Raw genomic sequence first — 18,360 nt, 5'->3', positions numbered from 1 at the left:
GTCAGACCCGCTAGCAAGTCGGGTACTCGCCCTCCCAGACGATGCGACGGTACTGATCCGGATCGGTGTCGCCCTCGGTGGAGAAGCAGAGCACGGAGCTCGTCTTGTCCAGACCGATGAGTTCCTTGAGCTCGGCGTACTCGGGATCGAGCATGAGAGTCTCGACCAGACCGGTGGTCACAGCGCCGGACTCGCCGGAGATGACGCGCGGGTCGCCCTTCTCGGGAGCGCCCAGGGTGCGCATGCCGCGAGCGGTGACCCAGTCGGGGCAGGACACGAAGGCGGTGGTGTGGTTGCGCAGGATATCCCAACCCAGGATGTTGGGCTCGCCGCAGCACAGGCCGGCCATGATGGAGGGCATGTCGCCGTCCACGATGCGCGGATCGCCGTCGCCGGCGGCAGCGCCCTTGTACAGGCAGGCGGCAGGCGCGCACTCGACCACGACGAAGGTGGGCGGGTTATCGGGATACAGGTTGGTGAAGTAGCCCACCACGGCGCCGGCGAGCGAGCCCACGCCAGCCTGGACAAAGACGTGCGTCGGGCGGTTGATGGCCATCTCGCGCAGCTGCTCGGCAGCCTCGGAAGCCATGGTGCCGTAGCCCTCCATGATCCAGGACGGGATCTTCTCGTAGCCCTCCCAGGCGGTATCCTGAACGATGACGCCGCGCTCGCAGGCGTCGGCCTCGGCGGCGGCCATGCGCACGCACTCGTCGTAGTTGACCTCTTCGATGGTCACCGTGGCGCCCTCGGCGGCAATGTTATCGAAGCGGGGCTTGGTGGAACCCTTGGGCATGTGCACGACAGCCTTCTGGCCCAGCTTGTTGGCAGCCCATGCCACGCCGCGGCCATGGTTGCCGTCGGTGGCAGTAAAGAAGGTGGCCTGGCCAAAGTCCTTGGCAAGCTGATCGGAGGTCAGGTAATCGAAGGTGCACTCGGCAACGTCCTTGCCGGTCTCCTCGGCAATGTAGTTGGCCATGGCAAACGAACCGCCCAGGACCTTAAAGGCGTTGAGGCCAAAGCGATAGCTCTCGTCCTTAACGCACAGGTTGGAAAGGCCCAGGCGCGCAGCCTGACCATCCAGGCGGGCAAGCGGAGTGACGGTGTACTGGGGGAACGACTGGTGGAAGGCGCGGGCCTTCTTCACGTGGTCGAGGCTCATGATTCCCAAGTGCTTGTCATCGCTCTTGGGCATCGTGTTGCCCGCCCACTGGATCTTATCGGCCATACGGTGAACTCCTTAAGTCCTCTCTTGCCGGCCCCCGCATACGCGTTTCAGCCCATTCCCATTCATGCGACTGAACTTTTATGTGGATGCCAAACAAAAAGTTTGTCAGCACTGTTCTATCACACTTTTTGATTGGTAAACCTAACAAATTGTTTGTTGCCGTAATCGGTACCTTTTCGCCGCCGAACGGTCACATAACGCAGCGACGCTTTCGTTATTTGCGAACAAGTGTGGTTTATGGCAAAGTGTGCCCAAACTAATTTTTAGGAAGGCACCCATGACCCCCGCACAGATTGAGTTTTACAAGCGCCTTGCACACGGCCTGGCGCTCCAATTTGGCCCCAACTGCGAAGTCGTCGTCCACGACCTGGAGACCGAGGACGTGGACCACTCCATCGTAGTGATCGAAAACGGCCACGTCAGCGGGCGCAAACTGGGTGACGGCCCCAGCCATATTGTGTTTGAGTCCATGCACGAGGGCACCACCGACGTGCACGACCGCGAGCCATACCTCACCAAGACCACCGACGGCAAGCTGCTCAAGTCCTCGACCATCTTTATCCGCAACGACGAGGGCAAGCCCGTCGGCATTTTGGGCATTAACTTTGACATTACGCTCATGAAGGCTTTTGAGCGCTCGCTCGATGCCTTTACCGGCACCGGCGGCACGGGCTACACCGAGCCCGAGCCCATTACCAAGAACATCGGCGACCTGCTCGAGGACCTGCTGCACGAGTGCGAGCAGTTTGTGGGCAAGCCCGCGGCGCTCATGACCAAAGACGAGCGCATTCGTGCCATCGGCTACCTCGACCGTCGCGGCGCCTTCCTCATTTCCAAGTCGAGCGAGCGCGCCTGCGAGTTCTTTGGCATCTCCAAATACAGCTTCTATAGCTACCTCAATGAGGCCAAGGCGGCAGCAGGCGACAAGTAGGCACTCACCTGGATTGCCCCTCCCCTTTTGGGCGCGAGTTCTGGAAAGCATGAATCCAAGACCGAGCCGCTTGGGAAGTTCCATATAATCGATGTCATTAGTATTTCGAAAGGGTGGAACAGAATGGCGTTGAGCAAGGCATCGTGCACCGGTCGCGGATTGATTCCGGCAATTGGTGGACATGTGCACCGCATGTTCGATGAGGGTGAAGACGACTTGTTTTCGCTGAGCCTTGACGACGTGATGGATGATCGCCCGTGGACCGCCGACGAACTCATGGGCGGCGGGGCTCGCCCGTCAAGCCCCAATCCCGCACTTGCGCCTAAGCCCGCATCTGCGCCGGCTCCTGCGCAGTCGCCTGTTTCGACGCCCGCGTCTGCGCCCACACCCACTCCCCGCCCCGCAAGCGACCCGTCCGAGACGGCGGCATTTCTCGCTGCAGCGACGCAGGGCAAATCGGCCGACAGCACCGTTATGTACAGCGCCCAGCAGTTGCCTGTTCCTGCGGCACGCAAGCCTCCGGTCACAAGGCTCGATGAGCCCGTTGCCCATCAGGTTGCCTACGATTCCTGGGCTGCAGCCGATCTGGATGAGACCTCTACCGGCATGCCGGCGCTCGACGTTCCAGTTAACCCGCTTTTTGCCGCCAACACGAGCGCCGCGGGCTATGAGGGCGGTGCGGCATATTCCGATTATTCCGATGGCCATGCTGACGCCGGTCGCATCGAGACCGAGGATTATGGCACCACATCGAGCGATTATCTCAACGATCCGTACGCTGCCACGCCTGCACCGGAATATGACCCGGAGGCCGCGTCCGCACCGGCGTATACCAAAAGCACGGGCGAAGAGCGCTTCGCCGATTATTACGCCGAGGAAAAGGCGCTGCGTTTTTCGGAATTTCCGCAGGCAGTCAAGGTTGCCTTTATCGCCATTGTCATTGCCCTGCTCGGTGTCATTGCGTTTGAGGGATTCCAGCTGTTCCGCGGCCCCACCCAAGCGGAGTCGGAGACCCAGCAAAAAGAGAACGATGACGAGTACCTGGACATCAACACCCTCAAGGGCGACCCCAACGACGGAGACGATGAGTAGCGAGAACTGAAGGCGACCGCAAGATCCCGCATCCAGCACCGGCTTCTAAGTGCTGTTTTGTCATCCAGCTACACTTTTCCGGATAATTTGCCTATCGAATTTGACACTTTTCCGAAGTTTTAAGGTGCCTATTTCGACACTTTTCCGTACTTTTACACGGCTGATTTCGACACTTTTCCGGATGAAAGCCGAATGATCACTTGGGAAACCAACGCCATCCGCGGTCATTTCGCGGATGGCGTTGGTTTCTATCCATACACGTTGATAGACTCCATCGTGCCTGCAAGGAGCGGGCGCGTTTTATCCAGAGTCGGGGTAGAGAGTTGGCTCCACGATCCCGACGCCAACCGGCCAAGAGGCACGGTGGCCCTGCCAACATCGATGAAAGGAGTCCGTATGGACAATTTCTCTGTGCGCAGCGAGCGTAACTTCCACAACCTGATCGTCAAACCGAATCACATGCATCTTCTGGATAAGCCAAATGGCTACGCCTCGGCCATGATCAAGAGCAGCCTCTCCCACCAGATGCGCTTTACGGTGCAGGTGCTCGAGGAAGAACTCTGCGCCGCCGGCAGCCCGCACGTGCTGCAGATCAAGCTGCTTGGAGACGACTCTCGCGAGCCGTCTAGCTGGAAGCTCTTTGCTGACGGCGTATGCGTTGCGGACGGATCCGGCGCCTTTGCCCGCGAGTGCTTCTGCGAGGGAGCCGAGGTATTCCTGGACCTGTGCCGCAATGCCGTCGACGCGGCCGAACTGCGCCAGTGGAGCCAGAAGGAGTACGAGCTGCTGAGCGCGGCGCGCGGAATAGCGGGGACGTAGACGAATATATCTATATTAAACCCAGGTACACAAACCCAAATGTGACCGTCTGCAGCTCGACTTGCTACCAGATGGTGTAATCAGGTGTCACGTCAGTATAATCAGGGCCCGGTCGGTCGTTGGTGGGCGTAATATCATCGCCCACCCAAGGCCCTTCCAAGACCTCCTGCCCCCGGTAATCCAAACGGTTGGTGTCTCCCAGGATCGCTGGGGTCACGTCCTCCAGAATGTCTTTCCCTTCAACCGTGCAGAGATATTGGCCGCCCATGCGGTCGATGTACTCCTTGCGTGTCTCGTTGACCACATAACGATAGAATACAGGCTCCTCGTCGAATGGCCCCTGATAGGGATGCATGAAATCGGCACCGGGGTCATCGTCTGTCGAGCAATACCTTTCCGCGCCCATAAAGCACGAGAACAAGCCGCCGACGTCGGTTCCATTGTCTTCGATGTAATCGCACGGGTTCTCGGGGATAAGTTCCGCCATGCGTCGAAAGCCCTCACCCTCGAGCGCCTCAAGGTTGGTATAGTCGCTCACGTAGGCGACGAGATCACCATGCCAGCGACCGGCGAGCAGAGTGAGGGCGACATCAGTGCGGTCGTTGGGGAAGCGACAGTTTTCCATAATCCCAACGGAAATCGCGAATGGCGCATTGCCCAGATACTCCATTTTCGTAACGTTAACCCATCCGTAATGAGCGCCCATGGCGCGCTCTCCCCTGTCAACTGGTCTTTACTCGAATTGTCGCATTGCACCAGACGTGGCGCAACAATCTCACTAGTCTTCAATCTATAAGGACCGCCTCACGCGGCTTGTACTTGATATGAAAAACTAAAAGCTGGAGGTATGCTAGCCCATATATATCCGCACGCATAGCAAGCCACTTTTGCCGTGATTTACATGTCCCGATAACGCCTCATACCAAGCAAAAAAGAGAAGCACGGATGGCTTAACATAGCAAAATGGATTGGATAGCGACAACAATACGGGGAGAACTTGATGCCGTCGCTCAGTGAACGATCAGTCGAATCTATCGCAAAAATATTCATAGGTGACGAACAAGAATTGTTCTGTTACTTGACAGGACCGCAAATAGTAACGTTTTTTAATGACAATTTCGGCTTCCGGGACATTTATCAAAGCGGCAACGCCCCCACTAGATGGCGATACGCCGCCGAAAAGATAGCCAGCGTTGCATCGAGCGGCAGGATTGACCGTTTTTTCTCAATCGTTCTTGGATTCAGGTACATGGTCAGTGCATTTAATTGCGATGAAATAGAAGCCCGGGAAAAGGCAGACAAAGCAAGGAAGCAGTTCAACCGCGTACTAATCTCCGATGAGCTTGAGGTAGTTGGAACAGATGGCGAGATGAAGCTCATCGCGGTCGATTCAGATCTAATCCCGATCGGGAAAGGCGGCTTTGCCGAAGCGTTCAAACAAAAGTCAACAGGCAAAGTCCTGAAGAAGCTCATGCCCGAAGTGGCCCTTGACGCAAGAAGCCGCCATCGTTTCAAGCGTGAATTCGAGATAATGAGGGACCTAGCAGAGGTGCCGGGGGTTCTTCGTGTTTATGATTTCAACGAAAGCAATTGCTCCTACACAATGGAGGCCGGCGAGACCACGCTGCTGGAGTTCATGAGCAACCCTCTATCCGAAGAAATCAAGATGACCATAATTGAGCAGATAGTCAGTGCTATGGCCGACATCCACTCGCGCGGATACATTCACCGTGACTTAAGCCCCACAAACATTTTTCTGCTGGGTGGGCAGCTAAAGATTGCCGATTTCGGACTCGGAAAAAACTTGAACACAATTTCCTCTTACCAGACCACGAACACAAACAATTACGGGCAGTGGTTCTACTGTTCACCCGAGCAACTCGTCTATCTAAGAGACGGAGATAAGAGGAGCGATGTCTTTTCCCTGGGAAGAATAATCAACTTCGTGCTCGCGGGGCATCCGGTAAAAACAAATCATCGTCTTCGTCCGCTTGCGGAGAAAGCAACCGCAGACGATCCGTCGAAAAGATACCAAGACGCAGCAGAATTATTGAATGCTATAAGGCGAAAGCTAGCATTGCTGGCAGATGCGGACCGAGAAGCGAATCTAGCAGATAAGGCGACGCGGGGGATCCTCGACGAAGATGTTACGGAATGGGTTCTCGATATGACTGACGAGCAGTTATGCACACGGATAGTTTCAATTCCCGCGTTCGCCAACACGGTTGCCGAATTTGCAAGACTCGACAGTACCAACGCCGCCTTTGTTATGGATGCTATCGACCAGGGCATGATACAAGCCTGTGAGACATGGGGAGATCACGACGCATTTGCCGACATCGCAGAGGCAGTCGTTCTGAGCAAAGCCAAATTCGATGTCAAGGAGCGCGCCTGTCAGACGCTTTCATATATCGCATGGACAGTTGGTCGATTCCACGCCCAGCACTTGATCGAGGGCATAATCGCAGCCGGAATAGACCCGATGCTGGAGGATCTTCTCCGCGCTCCTGCGTAGACTTATCAAGCGCTCTGCCAACAAAGATGCATCCACCAAAACGACATGGGGTGTGCTCGCCTTGTACCGACCCCGTCCAACCCCGTCGGTGCGACTGCAATCTCAAACAACCGCCAGCACCATCCACCCGCACACGATAGGCGATGAGCACCGAGTGAACCCCTCGCTCTTGCTCAATTCGCAAACCTCAGCAGTGTTTCCGCACCCCCATCAAAGGAGTCCGAAAAGCGTCCCCCGTTAATAAAACGCTTCTGAACATCTCGCTCTGCGGGCAAAGCCGCACCGGAGTGATGCAGAGGTCCGTGCGGGTTTTCACGGACCCCCTTGACGCGGCCCAGCGGAAGTGCCACCCGGCATCCCTTCCATAACGCACGGGTAAACAAAGGGAAATAGCGCCACCCACCGCGCAAGGAAGGACGCCACCATGGATCTCACGAAAACGGCTAGAGAAATTACCCGTCTCATGCTCCCCTACCTGACCACGCAGCAGAACCGCCAGCTCAAAAAGGTTTTATCGCACTGCCTTTTCGATGAAAGCCAATTAGCTGAAGACGGCGGCGACGGTGAAAGCGAATCATTCCTAGATCTATTTCTGTCCGCAAAACGCCTCGAAGGCTGCTCGGATAGGACCATCTCCTACTACGAAACCACCATCAATAAAATGCTCGAATCATTCGATACACCAGCTTGCGACCTGGGAACCGAAGAGACTAGATCCTATCTTTCCGACTATCAGCAAAAAGCCGGCGTCAGTCGCGTCACCGTCGACAATGTCCGAAGAATCATCTCAAGCTTCTACTCATGGCTCGAAGACGAGGACCATATCATTAAGAGCCCGGTAAGACGCATTAAAAGAGTCAAGGCTCCGCAGCCCATAAAGGAAACGTATAGCGATGAAGTCGTTGAGATTCTCTGCGATAACTGCGGGTCGCCCCGAAACCTTGCCCTGATCGACCTGTTGCGCTCCACGGGCATGCGTGTGGGCGAACTTGTCTCGTTGGACAGGAGCTCCATCGACACCATCAATCGTGAGTGCATCGTACACGGCAAGGGGAATAAGGACCGCATCGTCTATTTTGACGCAAAGACTAAAGTCCATATTGAGAATTACCTGTCAACCCGAATGGACAGCTCTGAAGCACTCTTCGTGTCGAGCAAGGCACCACACGAGAGGCTACAAATTGGCGGCGTCGAGGCGCTGTTTAGAAAACTGGGGCGCGAGCTTGATTTAGGAAGGGTCCACCCTCATAAGTTCAGAAGAACGCTTGCTACAAAGGCAATCGACAAAGGAATGCCCATCGAACAAGTCCAGGTGCTCCTTGGCCATAAAAAAATAGACACCACATTAAGGTACGCAATGGTCGACCAGCGCAACGTCAAAGCATCCCACCGCAGATACCTAACTTAAATTTCGATTTGTCGACCGAGGCGGCGAAGTCTAGGAAGGAACGTTGAAGCTCAATCGGCGGCAAGGGAAGTTCGATTTTGGCCATTTCTTTTGCGCTAATGTTGGCCTGACCAACGGCTCCTTTGGCCATCTTGCGAAGAAGACCTTTGCCGTAGTTGCTGTTCAAGAACGCCGACACATAGCCGGGCTCTACACGATCATCGAATCTAACCCTGACAATATATCCTGCGATTACCATGGGCTCGTTCTTATTGAATACGCAGGTCTTGCCTACCTTTTTGCGGCTATTTGTCCTATTGAAAAGCAAATCTCCTCTTACAACTTTTGCGTTCTCAAGCTCCGCACCCGAAAGATCGATGTACTTAAGATCGGAGAGATCAAGCCTTCCATCGTCGGTCATATTGTTCATGCGGAGGTACTTAAATTCGCCACTATCAGAAGCCTTCTTTGAAGTCCCGTACCGTATATCAGCCGCGAGCTCCCCGATTGTAACTGGAGGACAATCGCTTTCTGTTGGATCGGGTCCACCAAACATCTCGACAAATTGTGATTTGACAACGTCATCGCAGGTTGCAATTAGCGAACGATAGTCTTCCTTAAGCCGCTCGGCAGTGCACATAATGTCGGCAATCTCGGCGACTGTTTTCGGTGCTGGAAGGTCTATCTCAAAGTCCGCAAGATCGGAGAACAGGACGTAAGGGTTGGTGGAACCTTTTGATTTGCCAGTCGAGTAGCTAGTGAAACGATCGGAGAGCAGCAGGAACGGAAGAAGCCTCTGAGGAAGAATGGACTCATCCTTGGTCTCAAGAACGAACGTCACGTTGGACGTCACGCCCTCGAAATCGGCAACGGAAACTTTCTTGAGATAAGTACGCCTAGATCCATACAGGACTTGCCCTGGCTTGAACATTCTGATGAAGGCAGGGCCGACGTCGGATTCATCAAATCGCCCCCTCATCGTAAGTTTGGGCCTTTCTGTTTCCATGTGGTCGCCGGCAACAAAATACTCGTATGGGTTGTTGTCTCGATCGACCTTTTCTTTGCAGTTACGCACGAGGTCGCCGAATAGATACTTCGTCATGCCGCGCACCCCCGGCAACCAAATTGTGATTTACAAGCTCAGACCGTCGCTCAAACCGCCTGATTGAACGACGATGCGCAGGAGATTTACCGCGACAAATATGACGGTATAATCACTAGAGCTGTAATTTCATTTTTTGAGCTCATAGGTACCTGAATGCCAGAAGAACCAATAAGCAAATCCGAGCTGGGAAACCACCTGCTCGGGGCCTGCGACATCCTGCGAGGCCCCATCAACCAAGACGAGTACAAGAGCTACATCACGCCGCTGCTCTTCTTCAAGCGGATCTCCGACGTCTACGACGAGGAAACCGTCGGGGCATTGGAGCTTTCGGATGGCGACAAGGACTTCGCCGCACTGCCCGAGAATCACAGCTTCGAGGTGCCGGAAGGCTGTCATTGGCAGGACGTCCGCAATACCGGCGCGAACGTCGGCAAAGCAATCGTTGACGCCATGATGGGTATCGAGCGCGCTAACCCCGATACCCTACGCGGCCTCTTCAGCAGCTTCGACGACGCGAGCTGGACAGACAAGGGCAAGCTCTCCGACGAGCGGCTGAAGGACCTCGTCGAGCACTTCTCGGCAAAGAGGTTCGGCAACAAAAACTACAGCGCCGACATGATGGGCGATGCCTACGAATACCTGATCAAGAAGTTCGCCGATATGCAGAAGAAGAACGCCGGCGAGTTCTATACCCCACGCGAGATCGTCAAGATGATGGTCTCCCTGCTTGAGCCGAAGCCCGGCGAGACCGTCTACGACCCGGCATGCGGCACGGGCGGCATGCTCATCGAGGCCGTCCGGCAAATGGACAACTCAAAACTCGCCTACGGCAAGCTCTACGGCCAGGAGAAGAACCTCAGCACGTCCGCTATAGCGCGAATGAACCTCTACCTTCACGGCGCGAAGGACTTCCGCGTCGCCCAGGGCGACACCTTGCGCGAGCCCGCCTTCCGCGACGGCAATGCACTCAAAACCTTCGACTGCGTCCTTGCGAACCCTCCGTTCTCCCTTAAGAACTGGGGCTCTGACGAGTTCTCCTCGGATCCGTGGGGCCGCAATATCTGGGGCACCCCCACGGACAAGTCGGCAGACTTCGCCTGGGTCCAGCACATGGTCCGCTCCATGGACAAAAAGAACGGTCGCTGCGCCGTGGTGCTACCCCAAGGAGCGTTGTTCCACAGCGGCAAAGAAGGCGCCATACGCAAGGAGCTAATCAGGTCTGACAGGGTCGAAGCCGTAATCGCGCTCGCAAGCGGCGTCTTCTACAGCACGGGCGTCTCGGCCTGCGTGTTGTTCCTCAGTAATGACAAGCCTGCCGATCATCAAGAACGCATTTGCATCATCGACGGCAGCAAGATCTTCACCGCCTAGCGCGCGCAAAATGTGATCTCAGAAAAGAACGCGCAAGAGATGCTTTCCCTCTATCGTTCCTACGAGCCTGTCATCGAGAAATGCGCCATAGCAACGCTCGCTGACATCGAACGCGAGGGATACGTGCTCTCGGCGAACAACTACGTCGAAAGAAAACGCGAGAAGGTCGAGCCGCCGACGGAGACAAGAAAACGCTTCTACGACCTCCTCCAGCAAACGAAGGAATCCGAGGAGAGGCTCCTCGATCTGCTAACGAAGGGAGGCTATGTCGATGGAGAGTAGAATCCCCCAGGAAGAGCTAAACAACCATCTATGGAACGCGGCCGTTCTGCTGCGTACCTACATCGATGCCGGGTCGTACAAGCAGCACATCTTCCCGCTGCTGTTCTTCAAGCGCCTCTCCGACGTCTACGACGAGGAGACCGCCGAAGCGTTGGAGGCCTCCGGCGGAGATGCGGAGTTCGCAGCCCTACCCGAAAACCATAGCTTCGCCATCCCCAACGGTGCCCGCTGGAGCGATGTCAGAGAGTCCACGGAGAACGTCGGCAAGACCATTGTCGACGCCTTCCGCGCCATCGAGGCGGCCAATGACTCCAAGCTTCGCGGCATCTTCGGCGATGCCGCCTGGACTAACAAGAAACGACTTCCCGACCGCCTGCTCAAGGACCTCATCGAGCACTTCAGCGCCATAACGCTCTCCATCGCCAATTGCCCCGAGGACGAACTCGGCCAGGGCTACGAGTACCTCATCAAGAAGTTCGCAGACGACTCAGGGCACACGGCACAGGAGTTCTACACCAACCGCACGGTCGTCCATCTGATGACCGAGATCCTCCAACCCAAACCGGGCGAGTCCATCTACGACCCTACCTGCGGCAGCGCCGGCATGCTCATCTCCTCCATTGCCCACCTCAAACTGCACGGAGAGGAATGGCGCAATGTTCACGCCTACGGACAGGAGATCAACCAGTTATCCTCCGCCATCGGACGCATGAACCTATTCTTGCACGGCGTCGAGGACTTCGAAATCGCAAACGACGACACACTGCGGCACCCAGCCTTCCTCGAGGCGGGAAAGCTACGCACCTTCGATATGGTGCTCGCCAACCCTCCCTACTCGATCAAGCAATGGGACCGCGAGGCGTTCGCGTCGGACCCCTACGGCCGCAACTTCCTCGGCACCCCGCCGCAGGGGCGGGCCGACTATGCCTTCATACAGCATATCCTCAAGAGCATGGACCCGAGGAGCGGAAGGTGCGCCATTCTTCTTCCCCATGGCGTACTCTTCCGCAACGAGGAGTCCGAAATGCGCGAGAGGCTCGTCAGGAGCGACCTCATCGAGGCCGTCATCGGACTCGGCCCCAACCTCTTCTTCAACTCGCCGATGGAGGCGTGCATCCTCATCTGTCGCAGTATGAAGGCGCCGAAGAGGCGCGGGCGCATCCTGTTTGTCGACGCCTCGTCCGAGGTCACACGCAAGAACGCCCAGAGTTACCTCGAGGACGCCCACATCGAGAAAATAGTCGGCGCATACCGCTCAGACGAGGGCAACGACGATTTCTCGGCCTACGCGACGATCGACGAGATCGAGGACAACGCGTCCTCGCTCTCCATACCCCTGTACGTAAAGAAGGCCGGCGACGCGGAGTCGGATGACCGCAGCATCAGCGAGGTCGTCTGCGGCTGGCAATCCGCGGCTGCGAGGGCGGCAGGCCTACTCGGCGACGTAGCAGCTAAACTCCGCGAAAGCGACGGTGAATAAAATGGCACGAGTTCGTCTGGGCGACGTCGCCCGCGAGGTAAGAAAGAGGACCCTCGAGGGCTCCGACCTTCCAACGGTTGGCCTCGAGCACCTAGATCCCTGTGAGGTCGAGCTGACGCGCTGGGACGAGGGCGTGGAGACGACCTTCACAAAGGGGTTCGAGAAGGGTCAGGTATTGTTCGGCCGCCGCAGGGCCTATCTGCACAAGGCGGTCGTCGCGCCGTTCAACGGGGTCTGCTCGGGCGACATCACCGTTATAGCCGCCGGAGACGGGCTCTCGCCGAGGCTCCTGCCGTTCATCATCCAGAACGATGCCCTGTTCAAGCACGCCGTCGAGAAGTCGGCGGGCTCCCTTTCGCCGCGCGTAAAGTGGCAAGGGCTCGCCGACTTCGAGATCGAGCTCCCGTGCATCCAGGCACAGGAGGGGCTTGCCGACGTCCTCTGGGCAGCCCAGGAGACAAAGCGACGCTACAAACGGCTCCTCGCCACCTGCGACGATGTCGTCAAATCACAATTTGTCGAGATGTTCGAGGGCAAGGAATATCCGAGCAGCTGCCTATCGACTCTCGTGTCGTCGATGAGAAACGGCCTGTCTCCATCGAAGTCAGGATCGCATCGTTCGAAAGTTCTTACTCTATCCGCCATAACCCAGGGGCACTTCGACTCGTCAGCGTGGAAAGACGGCTTCTTTACGGAGGAACCTCCTGCCGATAAGCGCGTCTCTAATGAAGATTTCTATGTTTGCCGGGGCAATGGAAACAAGCATCTGGTTGGAACAGGCGAATACTCAAATGTACTAATGAAAGATATGGTTTTCCCTGACACAATGATCGCGGCAAGGATTAAACAAGAGCAAATCATCTTGCCTTATTTACGGTGTGCTTGGAATCAGCCTTCGACTCGCAAGCAAATCGAGGCATCGGCGAAAACCACCAACGGAACGTTCAAGATCAACCAAACGGCTCTCGGCAATATCAAGCTTCTTGTTCCGCCTCTCGAGCTCCAGCAGGAGTTCGCCGACTTCGCCGCCTCGGTCGACAAATCGAAATTTGCCGTACAAAAAGCCCTCGATGAGCTAAACGCCACGACGAAGAAAATCTTGAACCAGGAGTTAGGACTCGGAGATGTTTAACGAGGACAACACCATCGAGCAAATGAGCGTCGAGGCGCTTGCCAGCCTTGGCTGGAGATACGTGGCTGCCGAAGACCTCCCGCGCCGCCATGCCGACGTCATGGTCGAGCCCATGGTCAAGGACGCCCTCATCAGGCTTAACCCGGAGATCGCAGAAGACCCCGATCGCGCCGACGAGATCATCTACCGACTCAGGGCCCTCATTCAGTCCACAAGTCCGCAAAACCTGGTCTCCACCAACGAGCGGTTCAAAAAGCTCGTCATCGAGGAGAACTCATTCCCCTACGGCAAAGACGGCCGCATGGTCCCCATCCGCTTCTTTGGCACAGCGGCGGACGGCGATCTTGACAAAAACGAGTACATCGTCACCAACCAGTGGGTCTACCCCCAGGAGCAGAGCGGCAAGCGCCTCGACCTCGTCCTTCTTGTCAATGGATTTCCGCTCGTCATCGGCGAGTTCAAGACGCCGGTGCGCGATTCGATAACCTGGCTCGACGGCGCTGGCGACATCGCTAAATATGAGAAGAGCATCCCGCAGATGTTCGTCTGTAGCGCCATCAACTTCGCCAGCGAAGGAAAATGCTATCGCTACGGGTCGGTGAACATGCCTCCCGAGATGTGGGGGCCCTGGCATGAGGGCGACAAGAAGAGCGAGGGTACACTTGCCGACGTCAAGAGAAGCATGGCGTCCATGCTAACCCCCTCGAACGTCATGGACATCTTCCAGTTCTTCACGCTCTTCGCCACCGACAAGAAGCATCGACGCATCAAGCTGATCTGTCGCTACCAACAGTTCGAGGGCGCGAACCTCATCGTGGACCGCGTCCGCGCAGGGTACCCGAAGCGTGGCCTCATTTGGCATTTCCAGGGCTCAGGAAAGTCACTGCTCATGGTATTCGCCGCCCAGAAGCTGCGCATGGTCCCTGAACTCAAGAACCCGACCGTCGTCATCGTGGATGACCGAATCGACCTTGAGACCCAGATCACGGGGACCTTCAACGCATCCGATATCCCCAACCTCGCAAGCGCCGGCAGCAAGGAGGAGCTTGAGTCCTTCTTCAAGCAGGACATGAGAAAGATCCTCATCACCACCATCTTCAAATTCGGCGAGGTTGCGGGGACGCTCAACGAGCGCGAGAACATCATCCTCATGGTCGACGAGGCGCACCGCACCCAAGAGGGCGACCTCGGCGAGAAGATGCGCCTCGCCTTGCCAAACGCCTTCTTCTTCGGCTTGACCGGCACGCCCATCAACCGAACCGACAAGAACACGTTCCACACCTTCGGTGCCAAAGAGGACAAGTCCGGCTACATGAGCCGCTATTCCTTCGCCGACTCCATCCGCGACCACGCCACATTGCCGCTCCATTTTGAAACCGTTCCCGTCGAGCTCCACGTCAACCAAGAGGTCGTGAACGCCGCCTTTGACGAAATGACCCGAGACCTCAGCAAAGAAGACAAGGCGGAACTCACCAGGCGCGTCAAGATCGAGTCCGTCATGAAGGCCCCCGACCGCATCCACAAGGTATGCGAGCACATCGCCAAGCACTTCAAGTCAAAGGTTGAGCCCGACGGCTTCAAGGCGCAGGTAGTCTGCTACGACCGAGAGTGCTGCCTGCTGTATAAGGAGGAGCTCGACAAGCTCTTGGGCGCTGATGCAGTCACCATCGTCATGGACACGAACAACGACAAGGAGGACCGGTACAAGGCATATCGTCGCGATCGCGATGCCGAGGAAAAGCTCCTTGACCGTTTCCGCGACCCGGACGATCCGCTCAAGATTCTCATCGTCACTGCGAAGCTGCTCACGGGGTTCGATGCACCCATCCTGCAAACTCAGTACCTTGACAAGCCCTTACGCGACCACACGCTATTGCAGGCAATCTGTCGAACCAACCGCGTCTACAACGACAAGAAGACATTCGGTCTCATCGTTGACTATATCGGCCTCTTCGACAACGTCGCCAAGTCCCTGCACTTCGACGAGGCCGAGGTGCAGAAGGTCATAACCAACATCGACGAGGTAAAGGCCGAACTGCCCAGACTCATGCATTACTGCCTCGAGTACTTCTCAACGGTCAAAGATCGCCGCAGTGCAGATTGGGAATCCCTTCTCGAAGCCCAGCAATGTCTGCCAACGACAAAGGTGAAGGACCAGTTCGGGGCCGACTTCTCGGTCTTGAACAGAGCGTGGGAAGCGCTTTCGCCCGACCCATGTCTCAATCCCTACAAGCCCGATTTCATCTGGCTCTCGCAGGTCTACGATTCCGTGAGACCGGTAGACAATCGCGGGAAGCTCATCTGGGCAGCGCTCGGGCCCAAGACAATCGAGCTCGTGCACGAGAACATCACCGTCGAGAGAGTCCGAGACGATGACGACATCCTTGAACTCGACGAGGACATGATCGAGCACTTCATCAACGACAAGAGCAATACCGAGAAGATCACGCGTAAGCTGGAGATAGATCTCGTCGCCCGAATCCGCAGGCACGATAAGAATGGCAAGTTCCAGAAGCTCGGCGAGCGCCTGGAGGACCTGAGGGAACGTCACGAGCAAGGTCTCATCAACAGCGTCGAGTTCCTCAAGATGCTCATCGACCTCGCCAAAGAAGCACGAGCCGCCGAAAGGGAAGTCGTGCCCGAGGAAGAGGAGGACAAGGGAAAGGCTGCTCTCACTGAGCTCTTTAACGGCATCAAGAACGGCGACACGCCTATCATCGTCGAGAACATCGTCAATGACATTGACGAGATCGTTAAGATAACTCGCTTCGACGGCTGGCAAGCTACCACAGCTGGCGTGAAAGAGGTTAAAAAACAGCTCCGTGCCATTCTATGGATGCGCTACAAGCTCAAAGACCAGGCTCTTTTTGATAAGGCATATTCGTATATCGAACTCTACTATTAGGTAACAGAAGACAGACTTCTAGGGACGCTCCGCATTAACCATTTCATAGGATGTGGAGCGTCTCAATTTGAACGAGTAACGTCTTGCGATGGACGAATGTTGCAGTCTCAATGGCTCGATAACCCTTTCATAGCCTGGTGTTTAAGTCTTCACTAGAAGCCAGCCACACTTTGAAGTTAATTGATTCTTTCTTCGCAGGCGAAAACGACAATATTGTCCGCTCCGCCTACCTCCCCTCCGCCTTCAGCTTCAGCAGCAGATCGCCCAGCTCGGGGCACTTGCTGGAAAGGCGCGTCTGGGGTCGCTCGCCCATCCCCCACCGCTGGCGGACTTCCTGGGCGCGCGGACTCACGTGATAGTCCCCCTCCATCATCTGCTTGAGCAGCTTGACGGTCACGCGCACATCGGCTAGGGCGCTGTGGGCGTGACCCGTCGACTCGTCGAACTCGATGCCAAACCACGTCGCTGCGTCACTCAAAGAGACGCAACCGTGGCTGCTCATGTCCATGATCGAGGTGTAAAACGCCTGCAGGTCGGCCCAGTCCGTAGGAAATGCGGAAAGATCGATGTGCTTTGCTTGGCACTCGATCAAAAGCTGTCGACGATCCGCCCCGCTCCAACAGACCACCTGGGCGGAGTAGCGCCCGATCCAATCGCCGAGCCTTTTGATCATCATGTAGAGCGGATCGGCCATCGCGGTGCCCACGGCCGATATCCCTGTGAGCTCGCGGACGGGGAACGCAACGCCTTCGGTAAATTCCGTCTGTACAAACTGCGAGAACTCGCCCATAACGTTGCCGTGGTAATCGAGCTTGACGGCGCCGACCTCGATAATCTCGTTACGCAGTCCACGGCGCTGGCGCTGCTTTGGCACCGGCGCAAACTCAAAGTCCAGCACGATCTGGCGCGCAAAGTTCGTCGTATCGATAGCCGAGATACACGGCGTCTTTTCAGCTGACACGGTTGGGCCTTTCTCCGTCAACTGCCGCTCGTTACATAGGCGGCTACATTGCCGTAAGGATAGGCGCCCGTGCGGACACAAAAGCGGGACGCAATGCCACGCGCGCCAGGCATACGCCATGCAGACGGCCCCAAGAGAATCGCCCGCTCTATTCAAATGCCTGAAAAAGATTTAGGCCCGGTGACTTGAATCAGAGGTCATCCCGGGCCCATCAGAGCTCGTAGAGCTCTTGGTTGCTTTGGTCTCGCTCTTCACGGCGCTTATCGAACTTTCCGAGGCACTCAAGCAGCATTCGAAGCATAAAAAGACGATATGAGAAAGCCATTTGGGCCGCCTCCCCCGCGGCGCAGCTTCTTTCCGCGGGCTCGGGATGCCACAATGGGCTTTGAGTATCGGCCCGTGCGGTAGCCCTTACCGCACCTGCGGGGAGGAGGCTTCCCATGCCCCATGTTACCTCCATCGGCCTGGACGTCCACGCGCGATCGGTCGCCGCCGCGGCGTTCAACCCCTTCACCGGCGAGGTGGTGCACCGTGACTTCGGGACGGACGCCGCCGAGATCGCGGAGTGGGCCCTCGGGTTCGAGGAGCCCAGGGCCTGCTACGAGAGTGGCCCCACCGGCTTCCACATGGCGCGCGAGCTGCGCGCGCTCGGCCTCGACTGCGCCGTGGCCGCCGTCTCCAAGATGCAGAGGCCGGCGGCGGACGCGCGCCGCAAGAACGACCGGCGCGACGCCGAGTTCATCGCCCGCATGCTCGCCACCCACAACATCGTGGAGGTCCCGCTGCCCGATGCGGCCGTCGAGGCCGCCCGGGACCTCGACCGCGCCCTCGACGACGCCACGGCGGAGTACCGCCGCGCCAGGCAGCGACTCAACATGTTCCTGATCAGGCTGGGCCACGTCTGGGACGAGCGCAACGCCGACGGGACGAGGAAGGGGTCCTGGACGCGCGCCCACTGGAGGTGGATATCCGGGATCAGGCTCGAGGGGCCCCAGCGCGACGTGCTCGAGTACTACGTCACGGCCGCGAGGTGCGCGGAGTCGGACCGCCGGCAGCTCGAGAAGAAGGTGTTCGCCCTCGCCCGGACCGACCGGTGGCGCCCGGCCGTCGAGGCGCTCTCCTGCATCAAGGGAATCGACACCCTGACGGCCTTCA

15 protein-coding genes and 1 riboswitch are annotated in these 18,360 nt (G+C 57.0%); of the genes, 11 read left to right on the top strand and 4 right to left on the bottom strand.

The window, feature by feature from the left end:
• Positions 1-10 precede the first annotated feature (10 nt).
• Entirely contained in the window at positions 11-1,225 is a 1,215-nt protein-coding gene (gene dpaL / locus ABHT90_RS07465) for a diaminopropionate ammonia-lyase (protein WP_346982109.1), read from the bottom strand.
• A 277-nt stretch (positions 1,226-1,502) separates the two neighbouring features.
• Between dpaL and ABHT90_RS07460 the strand changes: the two genes are divergently transcribed.
• From ABHT90_RS07460 to ABHT90_RS07450, 3 genes are all read left to right on the top strand, one after another.
• A complete protein-coding gene (locus tag ABHT90_RS07460) occupies positions 1,503-2,156 on the top strand; it encodes a helix-turn-helix transcriptional regulator (protein WP_022094290.1) in 654 nt (217 codons plus the stop codon).
• Between the two features lie 123 nt (positions 2,157-2,279).
• A complete protein-coding gene (locus tag ABHT90_RS07455) occupies positions 2,280-3,248 on the top strand; it encodes a hypothetical protein (RefSeq protein ID WP_346982108.1) in 969 nt (322 codons plus the stop codon).
• Positions 3,249-3,545: 297 nt separating this feature from the next.
• A riboswitch (SAM riboswitch) is annotated at positions 3,546-3,636 on the top strand.
• Positions 3,637-3,644: 8 nt separating this feature from the next.
• The gene (locus ABHT90_RS07450) at positions 3,645-4,067 is read left to right on the top strand and encodes a hypothetical protein (protein ID WP_346982107.1); all 423 of its coding nucleotides are present in this window, start codon (positions 3,645-3,647) and stop codon (positions 4,065-4,067) included.
• A 64-nt stretch (positions 4,068-4,131) separates the two neighbouring features.
• On the opposite strand, the gene ABHT90_RS07445 is transcribed toward ABHT90_RS07450, so the two are convergent.
• A complete protein-coding gene (locus tag ABHT90_RS07445; RefSeq protein ID WP_346982106.1) occupies positions 4,132-4,773 on the bottom strand; it encodes a hypothetical protein in 642 nt (213 codons plus the stop codon).
• 294 nt (positions 4,774-5,067) lie between these two features.
• On the opposite strand from ABHT90_RS07445, the gene ABHT90_RS07440 reads away from it, so the two are divergent.
• Positions 5,068-6,582: a serine/threonine-protein kinase gene (locus tag ABHT90_RS07440; RefSeq protein ID WP_161194460.1), complete on the top strand. Its 1,515-nt coding sequence runs from the start codon at positions 5,068-5,070 to the stop codon at positions 6,580-6,582.
• 424 nt (positions 6,583-7,006) lie between these two features.
• Positions 7,007-7,990 carry a site-specific tyrosine recombinase/integron integrase gene (xerA, locus tag ABHT90_RS07435; protein ID WP_346982105.1) on the top strand — a complete coding sequence of 328 codons (984 nt, stop codon included), beginning with the start codon at positions 7,007-7,009 and terminating at the stop codon, positions 7,988-7,990.
• Here xerA and ABHT90_RS07430 read toward each other — a convergent pair.
• On the bottom strand, positions 7,959-9,071 hold the full coding sequence (locus tag ABHT90_RS07430) for a restriction endonuclease subunit S (RefSeq protein WP_346982103.1): 1,113 nt from the start codon (positions 9,069-9,071) through the stop codon (positions 7,959-7,961). The two genes, xerA and ABHT90_RS07430, sit on opposite strands and share 32 nt — an antisense overlap.
• A gap of 156 nt (positions 9,072-9,227) precedes the next feature.
• Here ABHT90_RS07430 and ABHT90_RS07425 point away from each other — a divergent pair, with 156 nt between their 5' ends.
• The 5 genes from ABHT90_RS07425 to ABHT90_RS07405 are packed head-to-tail and all read left to right on the top strand — an operon-like array spanning position 9,228 to position 16,244.
• On the top strand, positions 9,228-10,445 hold the full coding sequence (locus tag ABHT90_RS07425; RefSeq protein WP_346982102.1) for a type I restriction-modification system subunit M: 1,218 nt from the start codon (positions 9,228-9,230) through the stop codon (positions 10,443-10,445).
• 12 nt (positions 10,446-10,457) lie between these two features.
• Positions 10,458-10,727, top strand: coding sequence for a hypothetical protein (locus tag ABHT90_RS07420; RefSeq protein WP_346982101.1), 270 nt, complete (start codon positions 10,458-10,460; stop codon positions 10,725-10,727).
• Positions 10,717-12,207, top strand: a complete 1,491-nt coding sequence (locus ABHT90_RS07415) for a type I restriction-modification system subunit M (protein WP_346982099.1) — start codon at positions 10,717-10,719, stop codon at positions 12,205-12,207. The genes ABHT90_RS07420 and ABHT90_RS07415 overlap by 11 nt, the downstream gene beginning before the upstream one ends.
• 1 nt (position 12,208) lies before the next feature.
• A complete protein-coding gene (locus tag ABHT90_RS07410) occupies positions 12,209-13,339 on the top strand; it encodes a restriction endonuclease subunit S domain-containing protein (RefSeq protein WP_346982098.1) in 1,131 nt (376 codons plus the stop codon).
• Positions 13,332-16,244: a type I restriction endonuclease subunit R gene (locus ABHT90_RS07405; RefSeq protein WP_346982097.1), complete on the top strand. Its 2,913-nt coding sequence runs from the start codon at positions 13,332-13,334 to the stop codon at positions 16,242-16,244. Before ABHT90_RS07410 ends, ABHT90_RS07405 begins: the two co-directional genes overlap by 8 nt.
• 226 nt (positions 16,245-16,470) lie before the next feature.
• On the opposite strand, the gene ABHT90_RS07400 is transcribed toward ABHT90_RS07405, so the two are convergent.
• Positions 16,471-17,205, bottom strand: coding sequence for a 3'-5' exonuclease (locus tag ABHT90_RS07400; protein WP_346982096.1), 735 nt, complete (start codon positions 17,203-17,205; stop codon positions 16,471-16,473).
• A gap of 440 nt (positions 17,206-17,645) precedes the next feature.
• On the opposite strand from ABHT90_RS07400, the gene ABHT90_RS07395 reads away from it, so the two are divergent.
• Positions 17,646-18,360, top strand: a 715-nt coding sequence (locus ABHT90_RS07395; RefSeq protein ID WP_346982094.1) for an IS110 family transposase, incomplete at its 3' end; no start/stop codon positions are given.

It is taken from the genome of Collinsella aerofaciens, assembly GCF_039758815.1.
Lineage (GTDB): Bacteria > Actinomycetota > Coriobacteriia > Coriobacteriales > Coriobacteriaceae > Collinsella > Collinsella aerofaciens_BP.
This window is presented reverse-complemented; position numbering and strand designations above follow the sequence as displayed.